A 20041-nucleotide genomic window follows, 5' to 3' on the forward strand; every position below is an offset into this window, starting at 1 on the left:
GTCAGTGGAGGAGCGTGGAGGGGTCGCGTTCCGGGGGGCCGGCGGGCCACCAGTGGCCGTCGTGCTCGGTGAAGGGGTACCAGCGGCCGTCGCGGCCGTAGCGCACCTGGCGGGGGCCGAGGGTCCAGCGGTTGCGCCAGGTCTCCAGGCGGGGCGGGGGGTCGCCGTCCCAGCCGGACTCCAGCAGCGCCTGGGCTCTGGCCAGGTCCTGGCGGGGCGGGGTCCAGGCGGTTTCGAGCGCGTCGAGGGCGGGGGCGCCGCCGTACCGCCAGGCCTGGACGGCGGGTTGCAGGCCGGGTTGCAGGCCAGGTTGCAGGCCGAGGTCGTGCTCGGCGGCCAGGCGGACGCGGTCCTGGTGTTCGGTCAGCGGTTCCAGGCGGCCGCGCAGCAGGATCTGGCGGGCGCGGCCGGCGGCGGAGGCGGCCAGCGCGGCCAGGGCGGTCACGTCCACGCCGGGGGCGGGGTCGAGCGCGAGGGGCGTGAAGGCGGCCTCCTGCGGTGGCGGTTCGGGCAGCGGCGGCTCGCCGACCGCGAACGCCTGCGCGGCGGGCACACCTGCGGCCGCCGCGCCGGGCCCGGCTGTGGCCGCGTTGTGGGACGCGTGGGTGAGGGGCGGGGACAGGTGGCGGGTCTGCAGGGCCTCGATCAGGTCCTGCTCGCCGCGTCCGCGCAGCAGCAGCAGGACGAACGGGTCGCCGTCCAGCAGCCAGGACGCCTGGTAGCACAGGGCGGCGGCGTGCTTGCACGGGTGTCCCCAGTCGGGGCAGGAGCATTCGGGCTCCAGGTCGCCGACGGTGGGCAGCAGCGGCACGGCGGCGTCCTCGGCGGCCTCGACCAGGTCGTGCGGGACGTCGCGGTCGAGCAGGGCGGCGATGTGGCCGGCCTTGGCGGCGACCTGGTCGAGGAAGCGTTCCCAGGCGGCGTCGGTGAGCTGTTCGACGCGGACGACGGTGTCGTACTCGCTCTCGGTGACGGCGGCGAGCCGGCCGGGGCTGACGGTGATCGGGCCGACCTGGCCGGTCTTGGCGTAGGCGCGGCCCTTGCGCAGCAGGGTCTGGTCGAGCGAGGTGTCCTCCAGGGCCTTGATCCACGCCTGGCCCCACCAGGTGGTGGCGAAGCGGGCGCCGGCGCGTTGTGGGGGGAAGGCGGGGAATCCGCGTACGGCGGTCATCTGAGCTCCACGAGTGCGGCGAGGTCGGCGTCGGTCAGCTCGGTGAAGGCGGCCTCTCCGGAGGCCAGGACGGCGTCGGCGAGCGAGCGCTTGGCGGCGAGCATGGCGGCGATGCGGTCCTCGATCGTGCCTTCGGCGATGAGGCGGTGCACCTGGACGGGCCTGGTCTGGCCGATGCGGTAGGCGCGGTCGGTGGCCTGGTCCTCCACGGCGGGGTTCCACCAGCGGTCGTAGTGGATGACGTGGTCGGCGCGGGTGAGGTTCAGGCCGGTGCCGGCGGCCTTGAGGGAGAGCAGGAAGACGGGGGCGTGGCCGTCCTGGAAGCGGGCGACCATCTCCTCGCGGCGGGCGACCGGGGTGCCGCCGTGCAGGAGCTGGGTGGCCACGCCGCGGCCGGACAGGTGCCTGTCCAGGAGCCTGGCCATGGCGACGTACTGGGTGAACACCAGGACGGCGCCGTCCTCGGCGACGATCGTGTCGACGAGTTCGTCGAGCAGTTCGAGCTTGCCGGAGCGGCCGGTCAGCCGGGGGGACGATTCGTGCAGGTAGTGGGCGGGGTGGTTGCAGATCTGCTTGAGCCCGGTCAGCAGTTTGACGATCAGGCCGCGTCTGGCCATGCCCTTGGCGTTCTCGATCTGGGTCATGCTCTCGCGGACGACGGCCTCGTACAGGGCGGCCTGTTCGGTGGTGAGGGGGACGGGCCGGTCGGTCTCGGTCTTGGGCGGCAGTTCGGGGGCGATGCCGGGGTCGCTCTTGCGGCGGCGCAGCAGGAACGGCCCGACGAGCCGGGCCAGCCGGGCGGCGGTGTCGGTGTCGCCGGACTCGACCGGTTTGGCCCAGCGGGCCCTGAAGCGGGTCAGGGGGCCGAGCAGGCCGGGGGTGGTCCAGTCGAGGATGGCCCACAGTTCGGACAGGTTGTTCTCCACGGGGGTGCCGGTGAGGGCGACGCGGGCGCCGGCGGGGATCTCGCGCAGCGCTTTGGCGGTGCCGGAGGCGGGGTTCTTGACGTGCTGGGCCTCGTCGGCGACCAGCAGGCCCCAGGGATGGGCGCCGAGGGCGGCCGCGTCCAGGCGCATGGTGCCGTACGTGGTGAGCACGAACCCGTCGTCGGCCGGCGTGCGGGCGGCGCCGTGGTAGCGGCGGACCGGGACGCCGGGGGCGAACCTGGTGATCTCGCGTTCCCAGTTGCCCAGCAGCGAGGCGGGGCAGACCACGAGGGTGGGCCCGGTGCCGGCGCGGTGCAGGTGGAGCGCGATCAGGGTGATGGTCTTGCCCAGGCCCATGTCGTCGGCCAGGCAGCCGCCGAGGCCGAGCGAGGTCATCCTGGCCAGCCACCGCAGCCCTTGGAGCTGGTAGTCGCGCAGGGTGGCGGCCAGGCCGGGTGGCGGGTCGACGGGGTCGGGGTCGGTGAGCCGGTCGCGCAGGTCGGCGAGCCAGGCGGTGGGCTCGACGGCGATCTGTTCCGGTTCGCCCCCGGCGCCGGTCTCGGCCTCGATCTCGACCGTGCCGGTGAGCGCCGCGCCGAGCGCCTGGAGGCCGGTGAGGGGTTTGAGGTCGCGCAGGCGGGCCTTGCGGGCCAGGCCGGGTTCGATGAGCACCCATTGGTCGCGCAGCCGTACGACGGGCCGGTGGGACTCGGCCAGCAGGTCCATCTCGGCGGCGCTCAGCGGGGCGCCGCCGAGGGCGAGCCGCCAGTTGAAGCTGGTCAGGTGGTGGCCGCCGAGGAAGGAGGGCAGGTCGGAGGGCGCGCTGTCGCCTTCGCCGACGACGGCGTGCGCGCTCAGGCCGCGGACGAGGGAGCGTGGCCAGTGGACCTCGACGCCGGCGGCGGTGAGCCGGTCGGCCGCGCCGGCCAGCAGGTCCTCCACGTCGCCGTCGGTGAGGGCGAGCTCGTCGGGGACGGCGTGGTCGAGCAGCCGTTCCAGCCGGGGCCAGGCGCGGGCGGCGCGGCGCAGGGCCAGGGTGACCTCGATCCTGGCGCGGGGGCCGAACCCGGGGTCGCGTCCCTGCCACAGGTCGGCGGCGTCCACGACGAGGGAGGGGTCGGGCGGGCCGTGCACCTGGACGACGGCCCGGAAGTCGGCCTGGGCCAGGTCGTCGGCCTCCAGCCGGAGCGAGAGCCGTACGCCGGAGTCGAGTCCCGCCGAGACCTCCTCGGCCCAGGGGCGCAGGTGGGGCACCTTGACGGGTTTGACGGCGGCGAAGGCGGTGGAGCCGGTGGCGCGTACGGCGCCGGGCGAGCGCGGCATGGCGTCGGCCACGGCGTCGAGGAAGGCGCGCAGGAGGGGTTCGGCGTCGGGCAGCAGCAGGTCGCCCACGGGGATGGCGCGGGCGGCGGCGGGCATGGCCTCGGCCAGCTCGCGCACCCGGCGGGCGTCGGCGGCGTCCAGGGGGCCGGCGCGCCAGGAGTCGTGGCCCTCGGGCGAGACGGCGGGCAGGATGCGGCCGCGGGTGACGAGTTGCAGGGCGACCAGCGCGACCGCGCCCCAGAAGCGGGTGGCCGGGTGGGCGGTGGCGTCGGCGCGCGCTCTGGCCAGCACGGCGACGGCGTCGGCCACCGGGATCTCGGTGACGGCGCGCTCGCGGGGGCGGGGGCGGCCGTCGTCGTCCTGTTCGATCACCGTGGCCGTGCCGTCGCCTTCGTCGTCGAGGAAGACCAGGTGGCCGGACCTGGGGGGATCGCCGGGTCGGAAGATCGCTGGGTGTCGCGCCAGCTCCGGATGAGGACTCATAGGCCGTACAGTGTACGGTACGTGGGGGTGTGGTTTACCACAGAGCACATCGGCAGTCCGCCTCATTACCGGCCTACCCGATCATTCGTAGCCTGGGGGACATGACGGATTGGTTGATTGCGTTGATGGAGGACCTCGGCGCGTTCGGGGCCGGGCTGGCGATCATGCTGGAGAACCTGTTCCCGCCGCTGCCCAGCGAGGTCATCCTGCCCCTGGCCGGCTTCACCGCCAGCAGGGGCGAGCTGGACCTGCTGGACGTGCTGGTGTACACCACGCTCGGCTCGGTCGCCGGGGCGCTGGCCCTGTACGGGGTGGGCGCGATGCTCGGCCGCGAACGCACCCTGGCCATCGCCGCCAGGTTGCCGCTGGTCAAGGTGTCCGACATCGAGAAGACCGAGGCGTGGTTCTCGCGGCACGGCCGCAAGACCGTGTTCTTCGGCCGGATGATCCCCATCTTCCGCAGCCTGATCTCGGTGCCGGCAGGCGTGGAGCGCATGCCGCTGGTGACGTTCACCCTGCTCACGACGGCCGGCAGCGCCATCTGGAACACCATCTTCGTGCTTGCGGGATACTTTCTCGGCGAGAACTGGTCGCTGGTCGAGGCCTACGTCGGGATCGGCACCAACGTCGTGATCGGCCTGGTGGTGCTGGCGATCGCGGTCTTCGTCGCGGTACGGCTGACGGAACGACGCAAGGGAAGGCATGCGAACCACCGCTGAGGGGCTGAAGGTGCTGGGCGCGGTGGCCCTGGGCGGGCTCACCGCTCTGGCCGGCATGGCGTTCCTGCTGCTCACGCTGCCCTTTCTCGGCCGGCCGCGGGTGCGGGCGACGGCGGCGCGGCTGGCCGCGTTCGAGGCGCGCCGCCTGCGCCTGGACACCGCCGCGCTCGGCGCGCCGGCCGGGCGGGGCACCCGGCCGGCGCGCTACCTGGCCGCCAGGATCCCGGCCGGGGTGCTGGGCGCGCTGGTGGTGGCGCTGCTGGTCCTGGGCGCGCGCGCCGGGGTGCTGCTGGCCGGGGCGTGGGCCCGGGGGGAGCCGTTCGACGGGATGAGGCCGACGCCGCCGCTGGTGCTGTACTTCCTGGTGGGCGGCTGCGTGCTGCTGTTTATCGGCCTGTCGGGGCTGGTGGGGGTGCACGCGCTGGAGCGGCGGCTGGCCGGGCGGATGCTGGGGCCCGACCGTACCGAGGCGCTGGAGCGCAGGATCGCCGAGCTGGCCGAGAGCCGGGCCGGGATCGTGGCCGCGGTCGACTCCGAGCGCCGCCGGATCGAGCGTGATCTGCACGATGGGCTGCAGCAGCGCCTGGTGGCGTTGTCGATGCTCATCGGGCGGTCCCTCCGGGGGCGTCCGGAGCTGCTGGGGCAGGCGCACGAGCAGGCCCAGCAGGCGCTGGCCGAGCTGCGCGAGGTGGCCTGGCGGGTCTATCCGAGCGGGCTGGACACCCTCGGGCTGGGCGAGGCGCTGGCGGGGGTGGCCGAGCGCGCGGGCGTGCCGGTCAAGGTGGTGTGCGAGCTGCCGCGGCGGCCGCCGATGGCGGTGGAGACGGCGGCGTACTTCGTGGTGTGCGAGGCGGTGACCAACGCCGCCAAGCACGCGGCCGCCACGCTGGTGACGGTCGAGGTCAGACAGGAGGACGACAGGGTGCTCGTACGGGTGAGCGACGACGGGACGGGCGGCGCGCGCCCCGGCGGGGGCGGCCTTTCCGGGCTGGCCAGGCGGGTGGCGGCGCTCGACGGCGCCTTGGACGTGGTCAGCCCGCCCGGCGGCCCGACGACGGTGGCGGCGGTGCTGCCGTGCGGGTGATCCTGGCCGAGGACTCCACGCTGCTGCGCGAGGGCCTGGTCCGCCTGCTGGGCGAGGAGGGGCACCAGGTGCCGGCCGCCGTGAGCGACGGCGAGGCCCTGGTGGCGGCGGTGGCCGAGCACGCCCCCGACGTCGTGGTGGTGGACGTGCGCATGCCGCCGACCCACACCGACGAGGGGTTGCGGGCGGCGCTGGAGATCCGGCGGCGCTGGCCGCGGGTCAAGGTGCTGGTGCTGTCGCAGTACGTGGAGAAGCGTTACGCCACCGAGCTGATGAGCGCCGACGTCGAGGGCGTCGGCTACCTGCTGAAGGACCGCGTGGCGCAGGTCGGCGACTTCCTGGACGCGCTGGAGCGGGTGGCGGCGGGCGGTGCGGCCTTCGACCCGGAGGTGGTGCGGCAGTTGCTGGCCCGTACCACGCAGGTCGACCCGCTGGCCCGGCTGACCGCGCGGGAGCGGGAGGTGCTGGAGCGCATGGCCCAGGGCATGACCAACGCCTCGATCGCCGCGCAGTTGCACGTGTCGCAGAGCGCGGTGGAGAAACACGTCAACGCGCTGTTCGACAAACTGGGCCTGTCGCACGCCAGCGGGTACAGCCGCCGGGTGCTGGCCGTCCTTCACTTCTTGAAGTCCTGAGGAGTTCGCTGTGCGCGTGCGGGTCTTCCGCCATGAGGATCTGCCGGACCTGCGGTCGGTCATGGCGTGACGGCGGTGACGGTGAACCACGACGCGGACAACACCGCCGCCCGCCGGCTGTACCGTTCGCTCGGGTTCGTCCGGCGGCACGAGACCTACGGCTTCCGCCGCCCGGTGGGCTGATCGGCCTGCTTGCTCTGCACCTGTCCCAGGGGGTGGGGGGCGGCTTGCAGGGCGGCGCGGGCGTCGGGCCAGGCGGGGTCGCCGGGGGTCAGGGCGCTGCGCAGGAAGGCCGTGGTGAGCCGTTGCAGCAGGGCCAGGCGTTCGGGGCTCTCGTCGGTCGTCTCGGCGACGCGGTGCCCGGCGAGGCCGCCGAGGGTGTGCTCGGCGCCGAACAGCGTCAGCAGGCTCTTGTCCCCGGGGCTGAGGTGGTAGCCGTCGGTGAACCAGTCCGGTCCCCGTACCGACAGCGGCGAGTCGTCCTGGTCGCCGGCGACCAGGAGGGCCGGGGTGGTCATGAACGCGAAGGCGGGGTTCATGAAGGGGAAGTGCTCGGCGGCGAACGGTGACAGGTCCTGGCCGCCCTGTCCGGGCAGGGCGAGCAGCACGCCGGCCGTGACGCGGGGGTCGGACAGGTCCTCTCCCGGCGTGCCGTCGGCGTCCAGGACGCGGGCGCCGAGGAGCATGCCGGCGCTCTGGGCTCCCCAGGAGTGCCCGGCGACGGCGACGCGGCCGTGGTCCAGGCGTCCGGCCAGTCCGGGAAGGGCGGCTTCCAGGACGTCCAGGCCGTCGATGACGCGCCTGAGGTCCTCGACCCTGATGCGCCAGATCAGCGGGGTGCGGGGGTCGTCGGCGGGCAGGGCGAGGGCCCGGGAGTCGAGGTGGGTGGGTTGCAGGACCGCGAAGCCGTGGGCGGCCCAGTAGTCGGCCAGGGGGGCGTAGCCGTCCATGGACCAGCCGTGGCCGTGGGAGAGGACGACGACGGGCAGGTGGTCGCCGGTGGCGGGGGCCGAGACGCGGACGTGGAGGTCCTGACCTCGTCCGGGCGCGGGCAGGACGACCGGCCTGACCGAGACGACCGGGGTGGGCGATGTGGGCGATGTGGGCGATGTGGGCATGGTGGTGCCTTCCGGGTGGGTGGTGGCAGGTGAGCACGGCAGGGGGCAGGGCTTTGCCGCCTGGTCCGCGCTCTGGCATCATGAGCAAGCGGGACCATGTCCCGTTTTCGACGATACGGGACCATGTCCCGTTTAGCAATCCGACTCTGGAGGGAGCGTCGTGGACCACTCGCGTCCTAAGCGGGCCGACGCCCGGCGTAACGAGGAGAACCTGCTCCGCGCGGCCGCCGCGGTGTTCGTCACCTCGGGGGTGGAGGCGCCGATCCGCGACATCGCGGCCGAGGCCGGGGTCGGGACCGCCACGATCTACCGCCATTTCCCGACGCGGGCCGACCTCGTCATCGCCGTCTACCGCCACCAGGTGGAGTCCTGCGCCGAGGCCGGTCCGGCGCTGCTGGCCGGCGCCGCGAGCCCGTACGCGGCGCTGCGGCAGTGGATCGACCTGTTCGTCGACTTCCTGGTCACCAAGCACGGGCTGGCCGCGGTCCTGCGGCCGGACAACACCGGCTTCCAGACGCTGCACGCCTACTTCCTGGACCGTCTGGTGCCGGTGTGCGCCCGCCTGCTGGAGGCGGCGGCGGCAGCCGGTGAGATCCGCGCCGATCTGGAGGCCCTGGAGCTCATGCGCGGGGTGGGGAACCTGTGCATCGGGGCCGAGTCCGATCCCCGCTACGACGCCCGCCGCCTGGTCGGGTTCCTCGTGGCCGGGCTGGGCCGGTGAGAGGGAGACCGTAAGAGATCCGTAAGCCGATCCCGCGAGACTTCAGGAACATCCCAAGACGCATGGAGGCTCATCATGAGGAAGATCAGCGCGAACCTGTTCATCTCGCTCGACGGCGTGGTCCAGGACCCGGCGGACTGGCACCTCCCGTACTTCGACGACGAGATGGGCGCGGCGGTGACGGCGCAGATGGCCGACACGCTGCTGCTGGGCCGCAAGACCTACGACAGCTTCGCCGGGGCGTGGCCGGAGCGCGAGGAGGCGGGCGGCGAGGACGCCGATTTCGCCAGGACGATCGGTGACGCGCGCAAGATCGTGGTGTCCCGTCAGCCGCTGGAGTTCACCTGGCGCAACTCCGAGCTGCTGCGGGGCGACCTGGTCAAGGCCGTGACCGCGCTGAAGTCCGAGCCGGGCGGCCCGATCGCGATGAGCGGCTCGGTCTCGGTGGTCCGCCGGCTCCTGGCCGCCGGGGTGCTGGACGAGCTGCACCTGCTCGTGCACCCGATCGCGGTGCGCAAGGGCGAGCGGCTGTTCGACGAGGGGCAGGAGGCGATCCCGCTGGAGCTGGTCAGCTCCGAGACGTTCACCACGGGTGTGCTCCACCTGGTCTACCGGCCGGCCGGGGCCGTCGGCGAGGGCTCCTACGACGACGCCGGGACCCACCTGCCCCAGGACGTCCGGTAACGCGCGTCCCGTCAGGCCCGGTCCCGCCTCCGGCGGGCCGGGCCTGACGCGTGCCCGCGGGGTCGGCGTGCCAGCAGGTCGTCCAGTTCGGCGGCGAACAGCAGGGCGGGGTCGAAGCCCATCGCGGCGAAGTGGCCGGCCAGCTCCAGGGACAGCACGCCGTGGATCCGGGTCCAGAAGCTGAGCGCCTGGTGCAGGACCGCGGGCGGGGCGGGGTGGCCGGCGGCCCAGTCGCGGTGGCCGGCCAGGTGGCGGTCGAGCGGGGTGTCGGGACGCTCGGGCGGGGCGGCCGAGCCGGCGTCGAGCAGGAGCGTCATGATCTGGGATGAGATGGCGGTGGTGTCGTCGGGGGCGTGGTAGCCGGGGACGGGGGTGCCGTAGATGAGCAGGTACCGCTGGGGGTCGCGCAGGGCCCAGCGGCGTACGGCGTGGGCCAGCGCGGCCAGGCCGGCGACGCCTTCGGCACTCTCTTCTGCGCTCTCTTCTGCGCTCTCTTCTGCGCTCTCTTCTGCGCTCTCTTCTGCGCTCTCTTCTGAGGCCTTCTCCGCGGCTTCTTCGGTGGCCTCTTCAGCGGCTGATCGCAGGGTGTCGGCGAGGCTGCGGTAGGCGTCGCGGATGAGTTCGGTGATCAGCTCGTCGCGGTTGGCGTAGTAGCGGTAGAGCGCCGGGCCGCTCATGCCCATCTGTTTGGCGATCGCGTTGAGGGACAGCGCGGAGGCTCCCGTCGTGGCGATCTGCCGCCAGGCGTGTTCCTTGATCTCGGTACGCACCTGGGTGCGGTAGCGCTCGCGCGGGGTCACTGTGTCCGCCATGGTCTGCCACCCTCCGCCGCTACACCCCAGAAATTCAGTTAGAGGCTATCACGAACGTTGTTGACACTCCTCTCGCCATGCAGTTATAACTTCTAACGAACGCATGAGCATCTAGCCGCTCGTGGCCGTCCAGACGAAAGGGGAGCGTCATGACCACCACGTACCAGCCGTTCGCCCGTACCGGCCGCGGCACGCCGGTGGCGGTGAGCGTCGCCGCCTGGAAGGACATGCACCCCGCCTTCGCCGTGCTGATCGTCGCCGCCTCCGCCGCGCTCGTCGCGGCCGTCCTGCGGGCCGGCCGGCGCTGACAACGCCCCTACCCGGTCCCTTCGATCCCTCAACGAGAGGAAAACACCATGTTCCGCAACGTCCGCATCGCCTCGTTCCTGGTCCCGCTCGCCGTCGCCGGCGTCCTGGCGGGCAACGTCCCGGCCGCCCAGGCCACCACTCAGGGGCCTGCGTGCCGCGGGGAGGGCGTGGACGCCTCGGCCCGCATCCGCTACCGGGCCGACATCGTGATCCATGCTCCGCTGAGCCGGATCTTCCGGCTGCAGACGCGGGTGGAGCAGTGGCCCGACTGGCAGAAGCCCGTCCTGTCCAGCAAGCGCCTGGACCGCGGCCCGCTGCGCGCCGGGTCGTCGTGGCGGTGGACCACCCCGGCCCCGGCCACCACCATGCACATCACCTCCACCCTGCGCCGCCTCAAGCACGACGCCTGCCTCCTGTGGAGCGGGCCTGCGGTCGGCGAGGGCGTGCGCATCGACCAGGGCGTGCACCTGTGGACGTTCACCAAGGTCAAGGGCGGTGTGCGCGTACACACCGAGGAGACCTGGACCGGCGACCAGGTCGAGGCCGACGTGGCCACCTCCACCAAGCTCCTCGGCGCCGGGCTGGAGGCGTGGCTACGCGACCTGAAGGCCGCCGCCGAGTCCCGCTGACCGTCCGCGGGATGTGACGCACGCCACCCTCCTTCGATGTCACAGGGCGGCGGTGACCGGCGCCTTGCGCGTGTGGCAGGGTCGAGAACCGGCAGGCAGGAGCGGGTAGTGAGCCAAGACGTCGAACCGTCGGACCAGGCGGACAGCGCGACCCAGACGTTCCTCACCCATCGCAACCTGCTGTTCACCGTCGCCTACGAGATGCTCGGCTCGGCCGCCGACGCCGAGGACATCCTGCAGGAGACCTGGCTACGGTGGGCCTCGATCGAGCTGGAGGAGGTGCGTGACCGGCGCGCGTTCCTGGTCCGCATGGTCACCCGGCAGGCGTTGACCCGGCTGCGCACGCTGCGCCGGCGCAAGGAGTCCTACGTCGGCCCGTGGCTGCCCGAGCCGCTGCCGACCTCCCCGGACGTGGCCGAGGACGTCGAGCTGGCCGAGAGCGTGTCGATGGCCATGCCGCTGGTGCTGGAGACGCTCCATCCCACCGAGCGCGCGGTGTTCGTGCTGCGGGAGGTGTTCGGCCTGGACTACGACGAGATCGCCGAGGCCGGTCAGGAGGTCTTCCACCTCCACCTGCACGTGGTGCCGCGTTATGCGGGGGACGGGGTGGTGGTCGGCGCCGAGTGGCGGGGCCGCTCACGCGAGCGGCTCGACGCGGACGCGGCGCTGATCCGGGCCGCGCCGCCTTGAGCCCGCGTCGGTCCCGGGCCGCGTTGTCCTGGGGCCGCGTTGTCCCACGGAGAGCTCGCCCTGAAAGGGATCCGCCTGCCCTGTGGTGCCCTTCCCTGGGGTCGTCTCTTCGTCAGGGCGCGCCGGTCACAGGGCGCGTTCCAGGAAGGCGAGGATCGTGCGGGCCAGGGTGACGCGGTGGTCCGACAGGGCGTGGTCGGTGGGGAAGAGGTGGTGTTCGAGGCGTTCGACGGGTTGTGCCCGGTAGGCGGCGACGAGGGGATCGTGGTGCAGCTCGTTCGGCGTGACGACGTCGTGGCCGGTGCCGATGAGGAGCACGGGGCGTCCGGCCAGCCGCGGCGCGAGCCGGGTCAGCTGCCAGGCGTCGCCGGCCGCCTCCATCTCGGCGACCAGCGCCTGCCCGCTGGTCCCGCGCAAGGGGGCCAGCGCGCCGTCGAACTCCTTGACGTACCCGGCCCGGACCTCGGCGTCGTCGCGGCACAGCGCGCCGACCGCGCCGAAGTCGAACGCGGCGGCGGAGGCGACGGCGGTCACGGACGGGTCGGCCGCCGCCGTCATCAGCGCCGCGAACCCGCCCATGCTGTGGCCGGCCAGCGCCAGGCGCCGCAGGTCGAGCCGGTGGGCGTCGGCCAGTCCTGGCAGCCCGGCGACGACGGCGGCGGCGTCCTCCAGCACGTGTCCCCAGGACCAGGAGCCGCCGACACCCCATGATCCGCGGTAGTGGAACACCAGGCAGGCGTAGCCGGCGCGGCGCAGCGCCTGGGCGAGGTCGAAGTTGCGCTCGTTGCCGGGGAATCCGTGCAGCAGCACGACGGTGGGGTGCGGGCCGCGTCCGGAGGGCACGTGCAGCACGCCGAGCAGGCGCTCGCCTCCGCTGTCGAACGTCACCTCCGGCGTGGTGGCCGGGAATTCGGGGTCGCGCGGAGGGTCGGCGGCAAGCGGATCAAACATAGGTGAACTCCCCGAGAACGAACCGACCGGTACGAGCCGAGACGTTAGCACCCGATCGAACCGACCGGTACTATCTCTGCCATGCCCGTGGCCAAAGGCTCCACGATCGACCCCGCCCGCACCCGCGCCGCCATCCTGAGCGCCGCCGCCGACCTGCTGTACGAGCGCGGCCTCGACGGCATCGGCGTCGCCGGGCTGTGCGCGGGCATCGGCATCTCCAAGGAGACCCTCTACCGCCACTTCGGCACCAAGGAGGGCCTGGTCGAGGCCGTGCTGCGGGAGCGCAGCGACCGGGTCGCGCGGTGGCTGGCCGCCTGCGCCCAAGCCGCGGGCGACGATCCGCACGCCCAGCTGGCCGCGGTGTTCGACGCTCTGCGGCAGTGGTACGACGACCCGGCCTTCCGCGGCTGCGCCCTGCTGAACGCCGCCGCCCAGCACCACGCCGATCCCGTACGGGCCATCACCGCCCGCCACCTTGACCGTTACCTTGAGCTGCTGACCGGCATCGCCGAGCGCGCCGGGGCCGCCGATCCCGGGCTTTTGGGGCGGCAGTTGCTGATGCTGGTCGAGGGCGCGACCGTCGTGGCGGCCCACCTCGACCGCACGGACGCGGCCGACCAGGCCCGCCGCGCCGCCCTGACCCTCCTGTCCGCCGCCGCACCCCACGACCAGCAGCCGTCCGCCCGCGCCTGAAGCGGTTCGCCGCAACCAGAACCGTTCCCCCGCTCCGGCTCCCGCAGGGCCGTCCGTAGCGACCCGCTGTCGCAGGGCCGTCCGTAGCCCGCGGCCAGAGGACCCCGCACACCCCAAGCGCCACCCGCGCGGGGTCTTTCGCGTTTCGCCGCCCGTCCCAAGGTCACGCCATCGTCGAGCAGCCCCTTCGCCCCCGCTTGACGATCCCGGCCACGCCCCTGCCGCCCGATGTGCGGCCCCGCTCCCGCCAGCCCGCGAACGTCCACCTCCGCCCTCGAACCTCGGACAATCGAAGTCGTCTTGACAACTCCATTTGTCGGTGGGAGGGTTGTCCCACTTCAGTAACACAAAGGAGCGACAATCATGAGAAAGATCACCGCGGGCCTGTTCATCTCCCTCGACGGCGTGGTCGAGGCCCCCGACACCTGGCATTTCCCGTACTTCAACGACGAGATGGGCCAGTCGGTCGGCGCCCAGATGCAGGCCGCCGACGCCATGCTGCTGGGCCGGAACACCTACGAGGAGTTCGCCGCGTACTGGCCGAAGCAGGACCCCGAGAAGGAGCCGATGGCCGAGGCGATGAACTCCTCGACCAAGTACGTCGTCTCCACCACGCTGACCTCGCCGTCCTGGCAGAACACCGAGGTCGTCAGTCTGGCCGACCTGGCGGCGCTGCGGGAGCGCCCCGGAGGCAACATCTCCGTCGTGGGCAGCGGCACGCTGGTCGTCTCGCTGCTGCGCGAGGGCCTGCTCGACGAGCTCAACCTGCTGCTCCACCCGATCGTCGTCGGCTCGGGCAAGCGGCTGTTCGACGACGCGCGCGAGCAGATCCCGCTCCGCCTGACCACCTCCACCACCTTCAGCACCGGCGTGCTGAACCTGATCTACACGAAGGCATGACATGGCCGCCAAGACCGTCGCCGACAAGCTGCTCATCAAGCCGCGTAGCGCCGTGTGGGTCTCCGACCCCGCCCACCGGCCGCTGCTGGGGCCGCTGCCCGAGGGCGCGCGCGAGGCCGGGGCCGTCGAGGAGGCCGACGTCGCGCTGATCTTCGCCTCCGACGCCGCCGCGGCCCACCGGATCCTGGACGAGCACCGCGACGAGCTCACCGCGCCGCCCGTGGTCTGGGTGGCCTACCCCAAGGGCAACAAGTCCGACATCAACCGCGACACGCTGTGGCCCATCGTCGGCGAGTACGGGCTGCGTCCCAATGGCCAGGTGGCGGTGGACGAGGTGTGGTCGGCGCTGCGCTTCCGCGCCCTGAAGGACGGCGAGCCCGCGTTCACCGGCGGCCGCGGCTGACCCCGCCGCCCATCCGCGCCTCAAAACCCGCGCGCCCCGGCGGAGACCGGGCAGGCGCCCCGCCCGGTGACGCGCGCCCCCGGCGGAGAACCCGGTCGGCGCCCCGCCCGGCGGCGGGCGCCCGCGCGTGACGGTCAGGCGGGCAGGTCGTCGCCCAGCACCATCAGCAGGTGCTCGTCGTCGCCGTGCCGGACCGTGCCGGCGTGCCGGAACCCGTGGCGTTCCAGCAGCCGCACCGAACCGGTGTTGCCCGCGAAGGGGTCGGCGTGCAGGGGCCTGGTCTTCTCCTCCGCCAGGAACAGCCCCAGCGCCGTGGTGCCGACGCCGTGGCCCCAGTGGGGGCGGCCCAGCCAGTAGCCGACGAAGCGCCGCCCGCCCTCCCACCAGGACACGATGTTCCCGGCCACCTCGCCGTCGACCATGACGGCGCGCACCAGGACGGTGGGATCGCCCAGGACCCGGGTGGTCCAGTGGGTCATGAAGGCCGCCCGCTCGCGCGGGGCGAACCTCGACCGCCGCACGGCCTCCTCGTCGTGCTCCTGCTCCAGGAACACCTCCAGATCGGTCTCCTGGACGGGCCGCAGCCGCACGTCATCGCTCATGCCGGCCGAGTGTGCCATCGGGCACCGACAGTTTCGGCGGTTCTCCGGAAGCGCGCTTCCCAGGCCACCGTTTCCATCACCCACCGTGATCGCCACCCCTGACTTGAGCTGCGGGCGAGGGATTTTACCCGGCCATCGAGCTTCACGGAGAGTGACATGGGGTAGTCACGGTGCAGAGTCGCCCGCTCGGGCAGGGAGGAGGAGCGCATGACAGGCAGAGCCGTCAGCGGGCCGGGGGCCGCCGTCGAGGTGCCGGCGGTCACGTTCGCCGGCGGCGGCTTCGCGGCCCAGGTCGCGACGGGCCCGGGCACGTTCCCGGGCGGGGCCGCGGGCCGCTGCGGTCATCACGGTCACCCCGACGGTCACCCCCATGACGCGGGGCAGGCCGCTGTGCGCAGCGCAACCGCGTACCGTCAGGCCGGGCAGTCCAGGCCGTACCTCACCGCGTACGGCCTGGCCGGCAACGGCGGGAATTCCTTGCCCGGGTCGTGATCCCGAGGCCGGTCCCGCCGCCGATGCTGACTTCCCCAGTCCTCAGCCCCGGCGGCGGGACCTTCTCATGCACCCACCCCGCCCACCTCCGCCAGCCGCCTGGCCAGGTAGCGGCGCTCGGCCTCGGCGGGGGCCAGGCCGAGCGCCCGCCGGTAGACGACGGCGGCCTCGTCCCGCCGGTCCAGGCGGCGCAGCAGGTCGGCGCGGGCGGCGTGCAGCAGGTGGTAGTCGCCGAGTTCGCCGGTGGCGGCCAGGCGGTCCACCAGTTCCAGGCCCGCCGCCGGGCCGCGGGCCATGGCGACGGCCACGGCCCGGTTGAGCTCGACCACGGGGGAGGGCAGCAGCCTGGTCAGCCGCCCGTACAGCAGGACGATCTGCGGCCAGTCGGTCGCGGCGGCCTCGGTCGCGGTGGCGTGACAGGCGGCGATGGCGGTCTGCACCTGGTACGGCCCGGCGGCCCGAAGGTCCAGCGCCGCCGCGGGGAAGTCGTCGGCCGGCGGCGGCCCGGCCTGCGCGGCCAGGGCGGCCTGGCGGAGTTCGACGGCCCCGGCCCGCTCGCGGCGCAGCCGGTCCAGGGCGCGGTTGCGGGCGGTGGTGGTCAGCCAGGCGCCCGGCCGGTCCGGTACGCCGTCACGCGGCCGGCGTTCCAGGGCGGCGGCGAAGGCGTCCTGGGCGCACTCCTCGGCCAGGTCCCAGTCGCCGGTGAGCCGGATGAGGGTGGCCACGACCGTGCCCCACTCGGCGCGGAAGACCGCCTCCAGATCGTTCACGGCTCCAGGACGGGTCTGATCTCGATCGAGCCGTAGCGGGCCACCGGGTGGGCGGCGGCGATCCGGACCGCCTCCTCCATGCCCTCGCACTCGATCAGGGTGAACCCGCCGATCTGGTCCTTGGTCTCGGCGAACGGCCCGTCGGTGAGCAGCATGTCGCCCCCGCGCACGCGTACGGTGGTGGCCTCGGCGGCCGGTCGCAGCCCGACGCCGCCCCGTACGACGTCGCGCCTGGCCATCTCCGCGCTCCAGCCGCCGCACCCGTGCAACGCGATCTCCTCCGGCATGTCGGATTCGTCCAGCCCGATCATGAGCACGTACTTCATGTCCCCGAGAATAGCCAGCACGAGGAGAGCGGCGATGAGACCTGTGTACGTGGGTGCGGCCGTGGAGATGGCGGCACCGCCGCAGGAGGTGTTCGCGCTGATCACCGACTGGCCGCGGCACCGCGAATGGATGTTCATGACGTCGGCGCGGCAGGTGGGCGAGCGCCGGGTGGAGGCCTACACCGGGGTGCGGCCGGTGGGGTTCCTGGACACGATGACGATCCTGGTGTGGGAGCCGCCCTCGCATGTGCTGATGGAGCACACCGGGCGGCTGGTGCGCGGCCGGGGCGCGATCCGGGTCCGGCCGTGGCGGGGCGGCGGCAGCCGGGTGATCTGGGCCGAGGAGCTGCTGCCGCCGCTGGGCGCGGCGGGCCGGGCGTTGTGGCCGGCGGCGCGCCCGATCGTGGCGGGCCTGGCCCGGTGTTCGCTGCGCAGGCTGGCACGCCTGCTCCCGGCCGACCCGGGCTGAGCGGCCTCAGGTGGCGTCGTGGACGACCAGGGCCAGCTGCACCCGGTTGTCCAGGCCCGCCTTGGTCAGGATGCGGGAGATGTAGCCCTTGACGGTGCCCACGCTCATGTGCAGCTCACCGGCGATGACCGCGTTGGGCTTGCCCTGCCCGACGGCGAGCGCCACCTCGCGCTCGCGCTCGCTGAGGGCCGACAGCACGCGGCGGGCCTCGGCGCGCCGCCGGTCGTCCTCCTCGGGCATCAGGTGGGCGATCAGGCGGCGGGTGACGCTGGGCGACAGGCTGGGCTCGCCGGCCATCACCCGTCTGATCGCCTCGACGATGCCCTCGGGCGGGGTGTCCTTGAGCAGGAAGCCGCCGGCTCCGGCGCGCAGGGCCCGAAAGACGTGCTCGTCGGCGTCGAAGGTGGTCAGGATGATGACGTGCGGGGCGCCGGTGCGGGCGCGCAGCCGCCGGGTGGCCTCGATGCCGTCGAGGCCGGCCATGCGGATGTCCATCAGCACCACGTCGGGGGCGTGCTCGCCGACCGCGGCCTGGACCTGGCCGCCGTCGGCCACGGCGCCGACCACGCGCAGGTCGGCGGCGCCTTTGAGCATCAGCGTCAGCCCGGTGCGGACGAGCGCGTCGTCGTCGACGATCAGCACCCGGATCGGGCCGGGCGGCTCACTCAACGACTGGCTCACGGGGCCATGGTAGCCGTGCGGCCAGCCGGAACCCGCCGTCGTCGGCCGGTCCGCGTTCCAGCCGGCCGCCCGCCAGCGTGACGCGTTCCTCCAGCCCGGCCAGCCCGGCCCCGGCCCCGGTGGCGGCCAGCGCCGCCCGCGGCCCGGCGGGCGCGGGGTTGCGCACCTCGACGGTCAGCTCCCGTCCGGCGGCGCCGCCGACCTCGACGGTGACGGGCCGGCCGGGGGCGTGCTTGCGGGCGTTGGTCAGGCCCTCCTGCACGACGCGGTAGGCGGTGCGCCGGGTCGTCTCGGGCAGGTCTGCGAACCGTACGCCGTGCTCGCGCAAATCGATGCGCATCCCGGCCCGGCGTGACTCCTGCACCAGCGGCGCCAGCCCGGCCAGCGGCGGCTGCGTGGACGGGCTCCGGCGCAGCACGCCGATAACGCCGCGCAGCTCCTGCAACGCCTGGTGGGCGCTGGCGCGGATGACCTCGGCCGCCTCGGCGACCTCGCCGGGCGTGGCGGCGGCGTTGAAGCCCAGCGCCCCGGCGTGCACGGCCAGCAGCGACAGCCGGTGGGCCAGCACGTCGTGCATCTCGCGGGCGATGTCCAGGCGTTCGGCGCGCCGGGCCTCCTCGGCGCGCCGGAGCTGGTCGGCCTCGGCGCGGCGGGCGCGCTCGGCCAGGGAGGCCAGCAGTTGCCGCCGGGTCCTGGCCAGGATGCCCCAGCCGGTGACCGCCCCGCCGAACAGCACGGCGACCAGCGCCCACACCGGGTACGGCGCCAGCCCCGGCGGCCGCAGGGCGAACCTGGCCAGCGAGGCGGCCACCCACGCCAGGCCGACGGCGACGGCGGCGGGCGGGCGCCGGTAGAGCGCGACGACGAGCGTGGCGATCCCGGCCGCCACCGACGCGGCGGCCGCCGGCACCGACAGCGCCACGGCGACCAGCCCGGCGGCCACCGGACGGCGGCGGCACCACCACAGCGCCGCGCACGCCGCCGCGCCACCGGCCACGTCGGCCCACAGGTACCAGGTGGGCGGGCCGGGGTCGAAGTCGCCCCACACCACCGAGGCGGCCGCGGCCAGGGCGAGCACGACCCCGCCCACGGCCGCCGCCCGCTCCCGCCCCGACCGCCCACCGGCCTGCTCGCCGTCCTGGCCGCCCAGCGCCTGACTTCTCAGCGCCTGACTTCTCAGCGCCTGACTTCTCAGCGCCTGACTTCTCAGCGCCTGACTTCTCAGCGCCTGTCCCGCCTGTTCCTCGCCGCCCGCCAGCGGGCTCCTCGCCCCGAACATCATGGCCGATCGTAGCCCGCGCCCGCCGCGCCGGCCGGCAACCGCGGTCACCGGCCATGACAACCAAAGTCACCCCTCGGACACGACCGCGGTGGCCACGGACCGGCCCCCAGGCAGCAGCGCCGCGCCCCCGGCGCGCGGGAGCGTGGGGTCATGGTCACCCTTCAGTCACGCGGCCGGTGGGCCGCGCTTGTGCTGGCCGGGCTCACCCCGGTCGTCGCCGAGCTCATGCTGGGCAATCCGCCGCTGCGCCAGGCGTGGCTGCTGCTGGTGTGGACGCCGATCTACGGCGCGGGCACCGTCCTGATCCGCGAGCTGGTACGCCGGGCCGGACGCGGGTGGGGGTCGGTGCTGCTGCTGGGAGCGGCGTACGGGATCGTGGAGGAAGGACTGGCGCTGCAGGCGCTGACCAGCCCCACTCTGTACGGCGCGGCCGGATGGGCGCCACGCGTCGCGGGCCTCAACAGCGCCTACACCGAGCTCAACATCCCCTACCACGCGGTGTTCAGCGTGGCGCTGCCGATCCTGCTGGCCGACCTGCTCTTCCCGTCGCTGCGTCACCGCCCCTACCTGGGCCGGGCCGGGCTGGCGGTGACGGGCGTGGTGTTCGTGCTGGGCGTCCTGCTGCTGCGCTGGACGGCGGCCTTCATGGACCCCGGCTACCTCGCGCCGTGGCCGATGCTGGCCGGGCTGCTGCTGGCGGTGGCGGTGCTGGCCGTGACGGCGCTGCGCGTCCTGCCGCCCGCGCACAGGCCGCCCGCGCGCCCGCCGGCCTCTCCCGCGGCGGGGGTGCCGGCTCCGGCGGCGGTGGCGGTGGGGGCCGCGATCGTCGCGTTCGGGTATCTGGCGCTGCTGTTCCCCTTCGGCGGGGCCCGGCATCCGGCCTTCACCCAGGGCGGCTGGGTGGCGGTGCCGATGGTGGCCGCCGCGCTGCTGGCGGTGGCGGCCGGCCTGCTGGTGCGGCGGTGGGCGGCGCACGGCGCCTGGCGGGACCTGCACGGTCTGGCCCTGGCCGGTGGCGCGCTGGCCGGGCACACCGCGTTCGGGGTGCTGGCCAACGGGGACACGGTCGCCGACCGGGTCGGGCTGGCCGTGCTCGGGCTGGTGACGGCCGGCCTGCTGGCGCTGCTGGCCCGCCGTACGCGCTGACCTGGCCGCGCTGACCTGGCCG

General features: G+C 73.9%; 24 protein-coding genes. 14 read left to right on the top strand and 10 right to left on the bottom strand.

Annotation, left to right across the window (positions count from 1 at the left end; all coding sequences use genetic code 11):
* Position 1: 1 nt before the first annotated feature.
* Complete coding sequence (locus tag ACIHAD_RS13615) at positions 2–1171, bottom strand: SWIM zinc finger family protein (RefSeq protein ID WP_397354706.1); 1170 nt, start codon at positions 1169–1171, stop codon at positions 2–4.
* Positions 1168–3903: an SNF2-related protein gene (locus ACIHAD_RS13620; RefSeq protein ID WP_397354707.1), complete on the bottom strand. Its 2736-nt coding sequence runs from the start codon at positions 3901–3903 to the stop codon at positions 1168–1170. The genes ACIHAD_RS13615 and ACIHAD_RS13620 overlap by 4 nt, the downstream gene beginning before the upstream one ends.
* Positions 3904–4004: 101 nt before the next feature.
* On the opposite strand from ACIHAD_RS13620, the gene ACIHAD_RS13625 reads away from it, so the two are divergent.
* The 3 genes from ACIHAD_RS13625 to ACIHAD_RS13635 are packed head-to-tail and all read left to right on the top strand — an operon-like array spanning position 4005 to position 6341.
* The gene (locus ACIHAD_RS13625; RefSeq protein WP_397354708.1) at positions 4005–4622 is read left to right on the top strand and encodes a DedA family protein; all 618 of its coding nucleotides are present in this window, start codon (positions 4005–4007) and stop codon (positions 4620–4622) included.
* Positions 4606–5706: a sensor histidine kinase gene (locus tag ACIHAD_RS13630; RefSeq protein WP_397354709.1), complete on the top strand. Its 1101-nt coding sequence runs from the start codon at positions 4606–4608 to the stop codon at positions 5704–5706. Before ACIHAD_RS13625 ends, ACIHAD_RS13630 begins: the two co-directional genes overlap by 17 nt.
* Positions 5697–6341 carry a response regulator gene (locus tag ACIHAD_RS13635; protein WP_397354710.1) on the top strand — a complete coding sequence of 215 codons (645 nt, stop codon included), beginning with the start codon at positions 5697–5699 and terminating at the stop codon, positions 6339–6341. Before ACIHAD_RS13630 ends, ACIHAD_RS13635 begins: the two co-directional genes overlap by 10 nt.
* 155 nt (positions 6342–6496) lie before the next feature.
* Here the strand turns inward: ACIHAD_RS13635 and ACIHAD_RS13640 are convergent, their stop codons facing one another.
* Positions 6497–7459 carry an alpha/beta hydrolase family protein gene (locus ACIHAD_RS13640; RefSeq protein WP_397354711.1) on the bottom strand — a complete coding sequence of 321 codons (963 nt, stop codon included), beginning with the start codon at positions 7457–7459 and terminating at the stop codon, positions 6497–6499.
* Positions 7460–7619: 160 nt separating this feature from the next.
* Between ACIHAD_RS13640 and ACIHAD_RS13645 the strand changes: the two genes are divergently transcribed.
* Both ACIHAD_RS13645 and ACIHAD_RS13650 read left to right on the top strand, forming a co-directional pair.
* The gene (locus ACIHAD_RS13645; RefSeq protein ID WP_397354712.1) at positions 7620–8180 is read left to right on the top strand and encodes a TetR/AcrR family transcriptional regulator; all 561 of its coding nucleotides are present in this window, start codon (positions 7620–7622) and stop codon (positions 8178–8180) included.
* A gap of 75 nt (positions 8181–8255) precedes the next feature.
* Positions 8256–8864: a dihydrofolate reductase family protein gene (locus tag ACIHAD_RS13650; protein ID WP_397354713.1), complete on the top strand. Its 609-nt coding sequence runs from the start codon at positions 8256–8258 to the stop codon at positions 8862–8864.
* Between the two features lie 11 nt (positions 8865–8875).
* Here ACIHAD_RS13650 and ACIHAD_RS13655 read toward each other — a convergent pair whose 3' ends face one another.
* The gene (locus tag ACIHAD_RS13655) at positions 8876–9676 is read right to left on the bottom strand and encodes a TetR/AcrR family transcriptional regulator (RefSeq protein ID WP_397354714.1); all 801 of its coding nucleotides are present in this window, start codon (positions 9674–9676) and stop codon (positions 8876–8878) included.
* A gap of 149 nt (positions 9677–9825) precedes the next feature.
* Here ACIHAD_RS13655 and ACIHAD_RS13660 point away from each other — a divergent pair, with 149 nt between their 5' ends.
* The 3 genes from ACIHAD_RS13660 to ACIHAD_RS13670 all read left to right on the top strand — a co-directional run bounded on the left by ACIHAD_RS13660 (position 9826) and on the right by ACIHAD_RS13670 (position 11304).
* Positions 9826–9984, top strand: coding sequence for a hypothetical protein (locus ACIHAD_RS13660; protein WP_397354715.1), 159 nt, complete (start codon positions 9826–9828; stop codon positions 9982–9984).
* Positions 9985–10032: 48 nt separating this feature from the next.
* The gene (locus ACIHAD_RS13665) at positions 10033–10614 is read left to right on the top strand and encodes an SRPBCC family protein (protein ID WP_397354716.1); all 582 of its coding nucleotides are present in this window, start codon (positions 10033–10035) and stop codon (positions 10612–10614) included.
* A gap of 108 nt (positions 10615–10722) precedes the next feature.
* Positions 10723–11304 (top strand): sigma-70 family RNA polymerase sigma factor, encoded by a 582-nt coding sequence (locus ACIHAD_RS13670; RefSeq protein WP_397354717.1) that lies wholly within the window; start codon positions 10723–10725, stop codon positions 11302–11304.
* 126 nt (positions 11305–11430) lie between these two features.
* Here the strand turns inward: ACIHAD_RS13670 and ACIHAD_RS13675 are convergent, their stop codons facing one another.
* Positions 11431–12255 (bottom strand): alpha/beta hydrolase family protein, encoded by an 825-nt coding sequence (locus ACIHAD_RS13675; RefSeq protein ID WP_397354718.1) that lies wholly within the window; start codon positions 12253–12255, stop codon positions 11431–11433.
* An 81-nt stretch (positions 12256–12336) separates the two neighbouring features.
* Between ACIHAD_RS13675 and ACIHAD_RS13680 the strand changes: the two genes are divergently transcribed.
* From ACIHAD_RS13680 to ACIHAD_RS13690, 3 genes are all read left to right on the top strand, one after another.
* Entirely contained in the window at positions 12337–12948 is a 612-nt protein-coding gene (locus ACIHAD_RS13680) for a TetR/AcrR family transcriptional regulator (protein ID WP_397354719.1), read from the top strand.
* A 363-nt stretch (positions 12949–13311) separates the two neighbouring features.
* Entirely contained in the window at positions 13312–13848 is a 537-nt protein-coding gene (locus tag ACIHAD_RS13685; protein WP_397354720.1) for a dihydrofolate reductase family protein, read from the top strand.
* Between the two features lies 1 nt (position 13849).
* Positions 13850–14251 (top strand): hypothetical protein, encoded by a 402-nt coding sequence (locus tag ACIHAD_RS13690; RefSeq protein ID WP_397354721.1) that lies wholly within the window; start codon positions 13850–13852, stop codon positions 14249–14251.
* 134 nt (positions 14252–14385) lie between these two features.
* Here ACIHAD_RS13690 and ACIHAD_RS13695 read toward each other — a convergent pair whose 3' ends face one another.
* Positions 14386–14853, bottom strand: a complete 468-nt coding sequence (locus ACIHAD_RS13695) for a GNAT family N-acetyltransferase (RefSeq protein WP_397354722.1) — start codon at positions 14851–14853, stop codon at positions 14386–14388.
* A 207-nt stretch (positions 14854–15060) separates the two neighbouring features.
* On the opposite strand from ACIHAD_RS13695, the gene ACIHAD_RS13700 reads away from it, so the two are divergent.
* A complete protein-coding gene (locus ACIHAD_RS13700) occupies positions 15061–15345 on the top strand; it encodes a hypothetical protein (RefSeq protein ID WP_397354723.1) in 285 nt (94 codons plus the stop codon).
* 65 nt (positions 15346–15410) lie between these two features.
* On the opposite strand, the gene ACIHAD_RS13705 is transcribed toward ACIHAD_RS13700, so the two are convergent.
* Positions 15411–16115, bottom strand: coding sequence for a sigma factor (locus ACIHAD_RS13705; RefSeq protein ID WP_397354724.1), 705 nt, complete (start codon positions 16113–16115; stop codon positions 15411–15413).
* Positions 16112–16441, bottom strand: a complete 330-nt coding sequence (locus tag ACIHAD_RS13710; RefSeq protein ID WP_397354725.1) for a YciI family protein — start codon at positions 16439–16441, stop codon at positions 16112–16114. The genes ACIHAD_RS13705 and ACIHAD_RS13710 overlap by 4 nt, the downstream gene beginning before the upstream one ends.
* Before the next feature lie 34 nt (positions 16442–16475).
* On the opposite strand from ACIHAD_RS13710, the gene ACIHAD_RS13715 reads away from it, so the two are divergent.
* The gene (locus ACIHAD_RS13715) at positions 16476–16910 is read left to right on the top strand and encodes an SRPBCC family protein (protein ID WP_397354726.1); all 435 of its coding nucleotides are present in this window, start codon (positions 16476–16478) and stop codon (positions 16908–16910) included.
* 6 nt (positions 16911–16916) lie between these two features.
* Here the strand turns inward: ACIHAD_RS13715 and ACIHAD_RS13720 are convergent, their stop codons facing one another.
* Positions 16917–17504: a response regulator gene (locus ACIHAD_RS13720; protein WP_397355370.1), complete on the bottom strand. Its 588-nt coding sequence runs from the start codon at positions 17502–17504 to the stop codon at positions 16917–16919.
* A 67-nt stretch (positions 17505–17571) separates the two neighbouring features.
* Complete coding sequence (locus tag ACIHAD_RS13725) at positions 17572–18873, bottom strand: sensor histidine kinase (RefSeq protein ID WP_397354727.1); 1302 nt, start codon at positions 18871–18873, stop codon at positions 17572–17574.
* 150 nt (positions 18874–19023) lie between these two features.
* Here ACIHAD_RS13725 and ACIHAD_RS13730 point away from each other — a divergent pair, with 150 nt between their 5' ends.
* Positions 19024–20019 (top strand): hypothetical protein, encoded by a 996-nt coding sequence (locus ACIHAD_RS13730; protein ID WP_397354728.1) that lies wholly within the window; start codon positions 19024–19026, stop codon positions 20017–20019.
* Positions 20020–20041 lie beyond the last annotated feature (22 nt).

The organism is Nonomuraea sp. NPDC052265 (genome assembly GCF_044547985.1).
In the GTDB taxonomy this organism is placed as follows: Bacteria; Actinomycetota; Actinomycetes; order Streptosporangiales; family Streptosporangiaceae; genus Nonomuraea.

Coding starts and splice junctions, on each gene's coding strand:
- ACIHAD_RS13655 (WP_397354714.1), bottom strand. CDS start 9,676: ATGGCGGACACAGTGACCCCGCGCGAGCGCTACCGCACCCAGGTGCGT.
- ACIHAD_RS13630 (WP_397354709.1), top strand. CDS start 4,606: ATGCGAACCACCGCTGAGGGGCTGAAGGTGCTGGGCGCGGTGGCCCTG.
- ACIHAD_RS13620 (WP_397354707.1), bottom strand. CDS start 3,903: ATGAGTCCTCATCCGGAGCTGGCGCGACACCCAGCGATCTTCCGACCC.
- ACIHAD_RS13615 (WP_397354706.1), bottom strand. CDS start 1,171: ATGACCGCCGTACGCGGATTCCCCGCCTTCCCCCCACAACGCGCCGGC.
- ACIHAD_RS13730 (WP_397354728.1), top strand. CDS start 19,024: ATGGTCACCCTTCAGTCACGCGGCCGGTGGGCCGCGCTTGTGCTGGCC.
- ACIHAD_RS13715 (WP_397354726.1), top strand. CDS start 16,476: ATGAGACCTGTGTACGTGGGTGCGGCCGTGGAGATGGCGGCACCGCCG.
- ACIHAD_RS13710 (WP_397354725.1), bottom strand. CDS start 16,441: ATGAAGTACGTGCTCATGATCGGGCTGGACGAATCCGACATGCCGGAG.
- ACIHAD_RS13720 (WP_397355370.1), bottom strand. CDS start 17,504: ATGCTCAAAGGCGCCGCCGACCTGCGCGTGGTCGGCGCCGTGGCCGAC.
- ACIHAD_RS13665 (WP_397354716.1), top strand. CDS start 10,033: ATGTTCCGCAACGTCCGCATCGCCTCGTTCCTGGTCCCGCTCGCCGTC.
- ACIHAD_RS13690 (WP_397354721.1), top strand. CDS start 13,850: ATGGCCGCCAAGACCGTCGCCGACAAGCTGCTCATCAAGCCGCGTAGC.
- ACIHAD_RS13650 (WP_397354713.1), top strand. CDS start 8,256: ATGAGGAAGATCAGCGCGAACCTGTTCATCTCGCTCGACGGCGTGGTC.
- ACIHAD_RS13625 (WP_397354708.1), top strand. CDS start 4,005: ATGACGGATTGGTTGATTGCGTTGATGGAGGACCTCGGCGCGTTCGGG.
- ACIHAD_RS13675 (WP_397354718.1), bottom strand. CDS start 12,255: ATGTTTGATCCGCTTGCCGCCGACCCTCCGCGCGACCCCGAATTCCCG.
- ACIHAD_RS13725 (WP_397354727.1), bottom strand. CDS start 18,873: ATGATGTTCGGGGCGAGGAGCCCGCTGGCGGGCGGCGAGGAACAGGCG.
- ACIHAD_RS13680 (WP_397354719.1), top strand. CDS start 12,337: ATGCCCGTGGCCAAAGGCTCCACGATCGACCCCGCCCGCACCCGCGCC.
- ACIHAD_RS13660 (WP_397354715.1), top strand. CDS start 9,826: ATGACCACCACGTACCAGCCGTTCGCCCGTACCGGCCGCGGCACGCCG.
- ACIHAD_RS13685 (WP_397354720.1), top strand. CDS start 13,312: ATGAGAAAGATCACCGCGGGCCTGTTCATCTCCCTCGACGGCGTGGTC.
- ACIHAD_RS13695 (WP_397354722.1), bottom strand. CDS start 14,853: ATGAGCGATGACGTGCGGCTGCGGCCCGTCCAGGAGACCGATCTGGAG.
- ACIHAD_RS13640 (WP_397354711.1), bottom strand. CDS start 7,459: ATGCCCACATCGCCCACATCGCCCACATCGCCCACCCCGGTCGTCTCG.
- ACIHAD_RS13700 (WP_397354723.1), top strand. CDS start 15,061: ATGACAGGCAGAGCCGTCAGCGGGCCGGGGGCCGCCGTCGAGGTGCCG.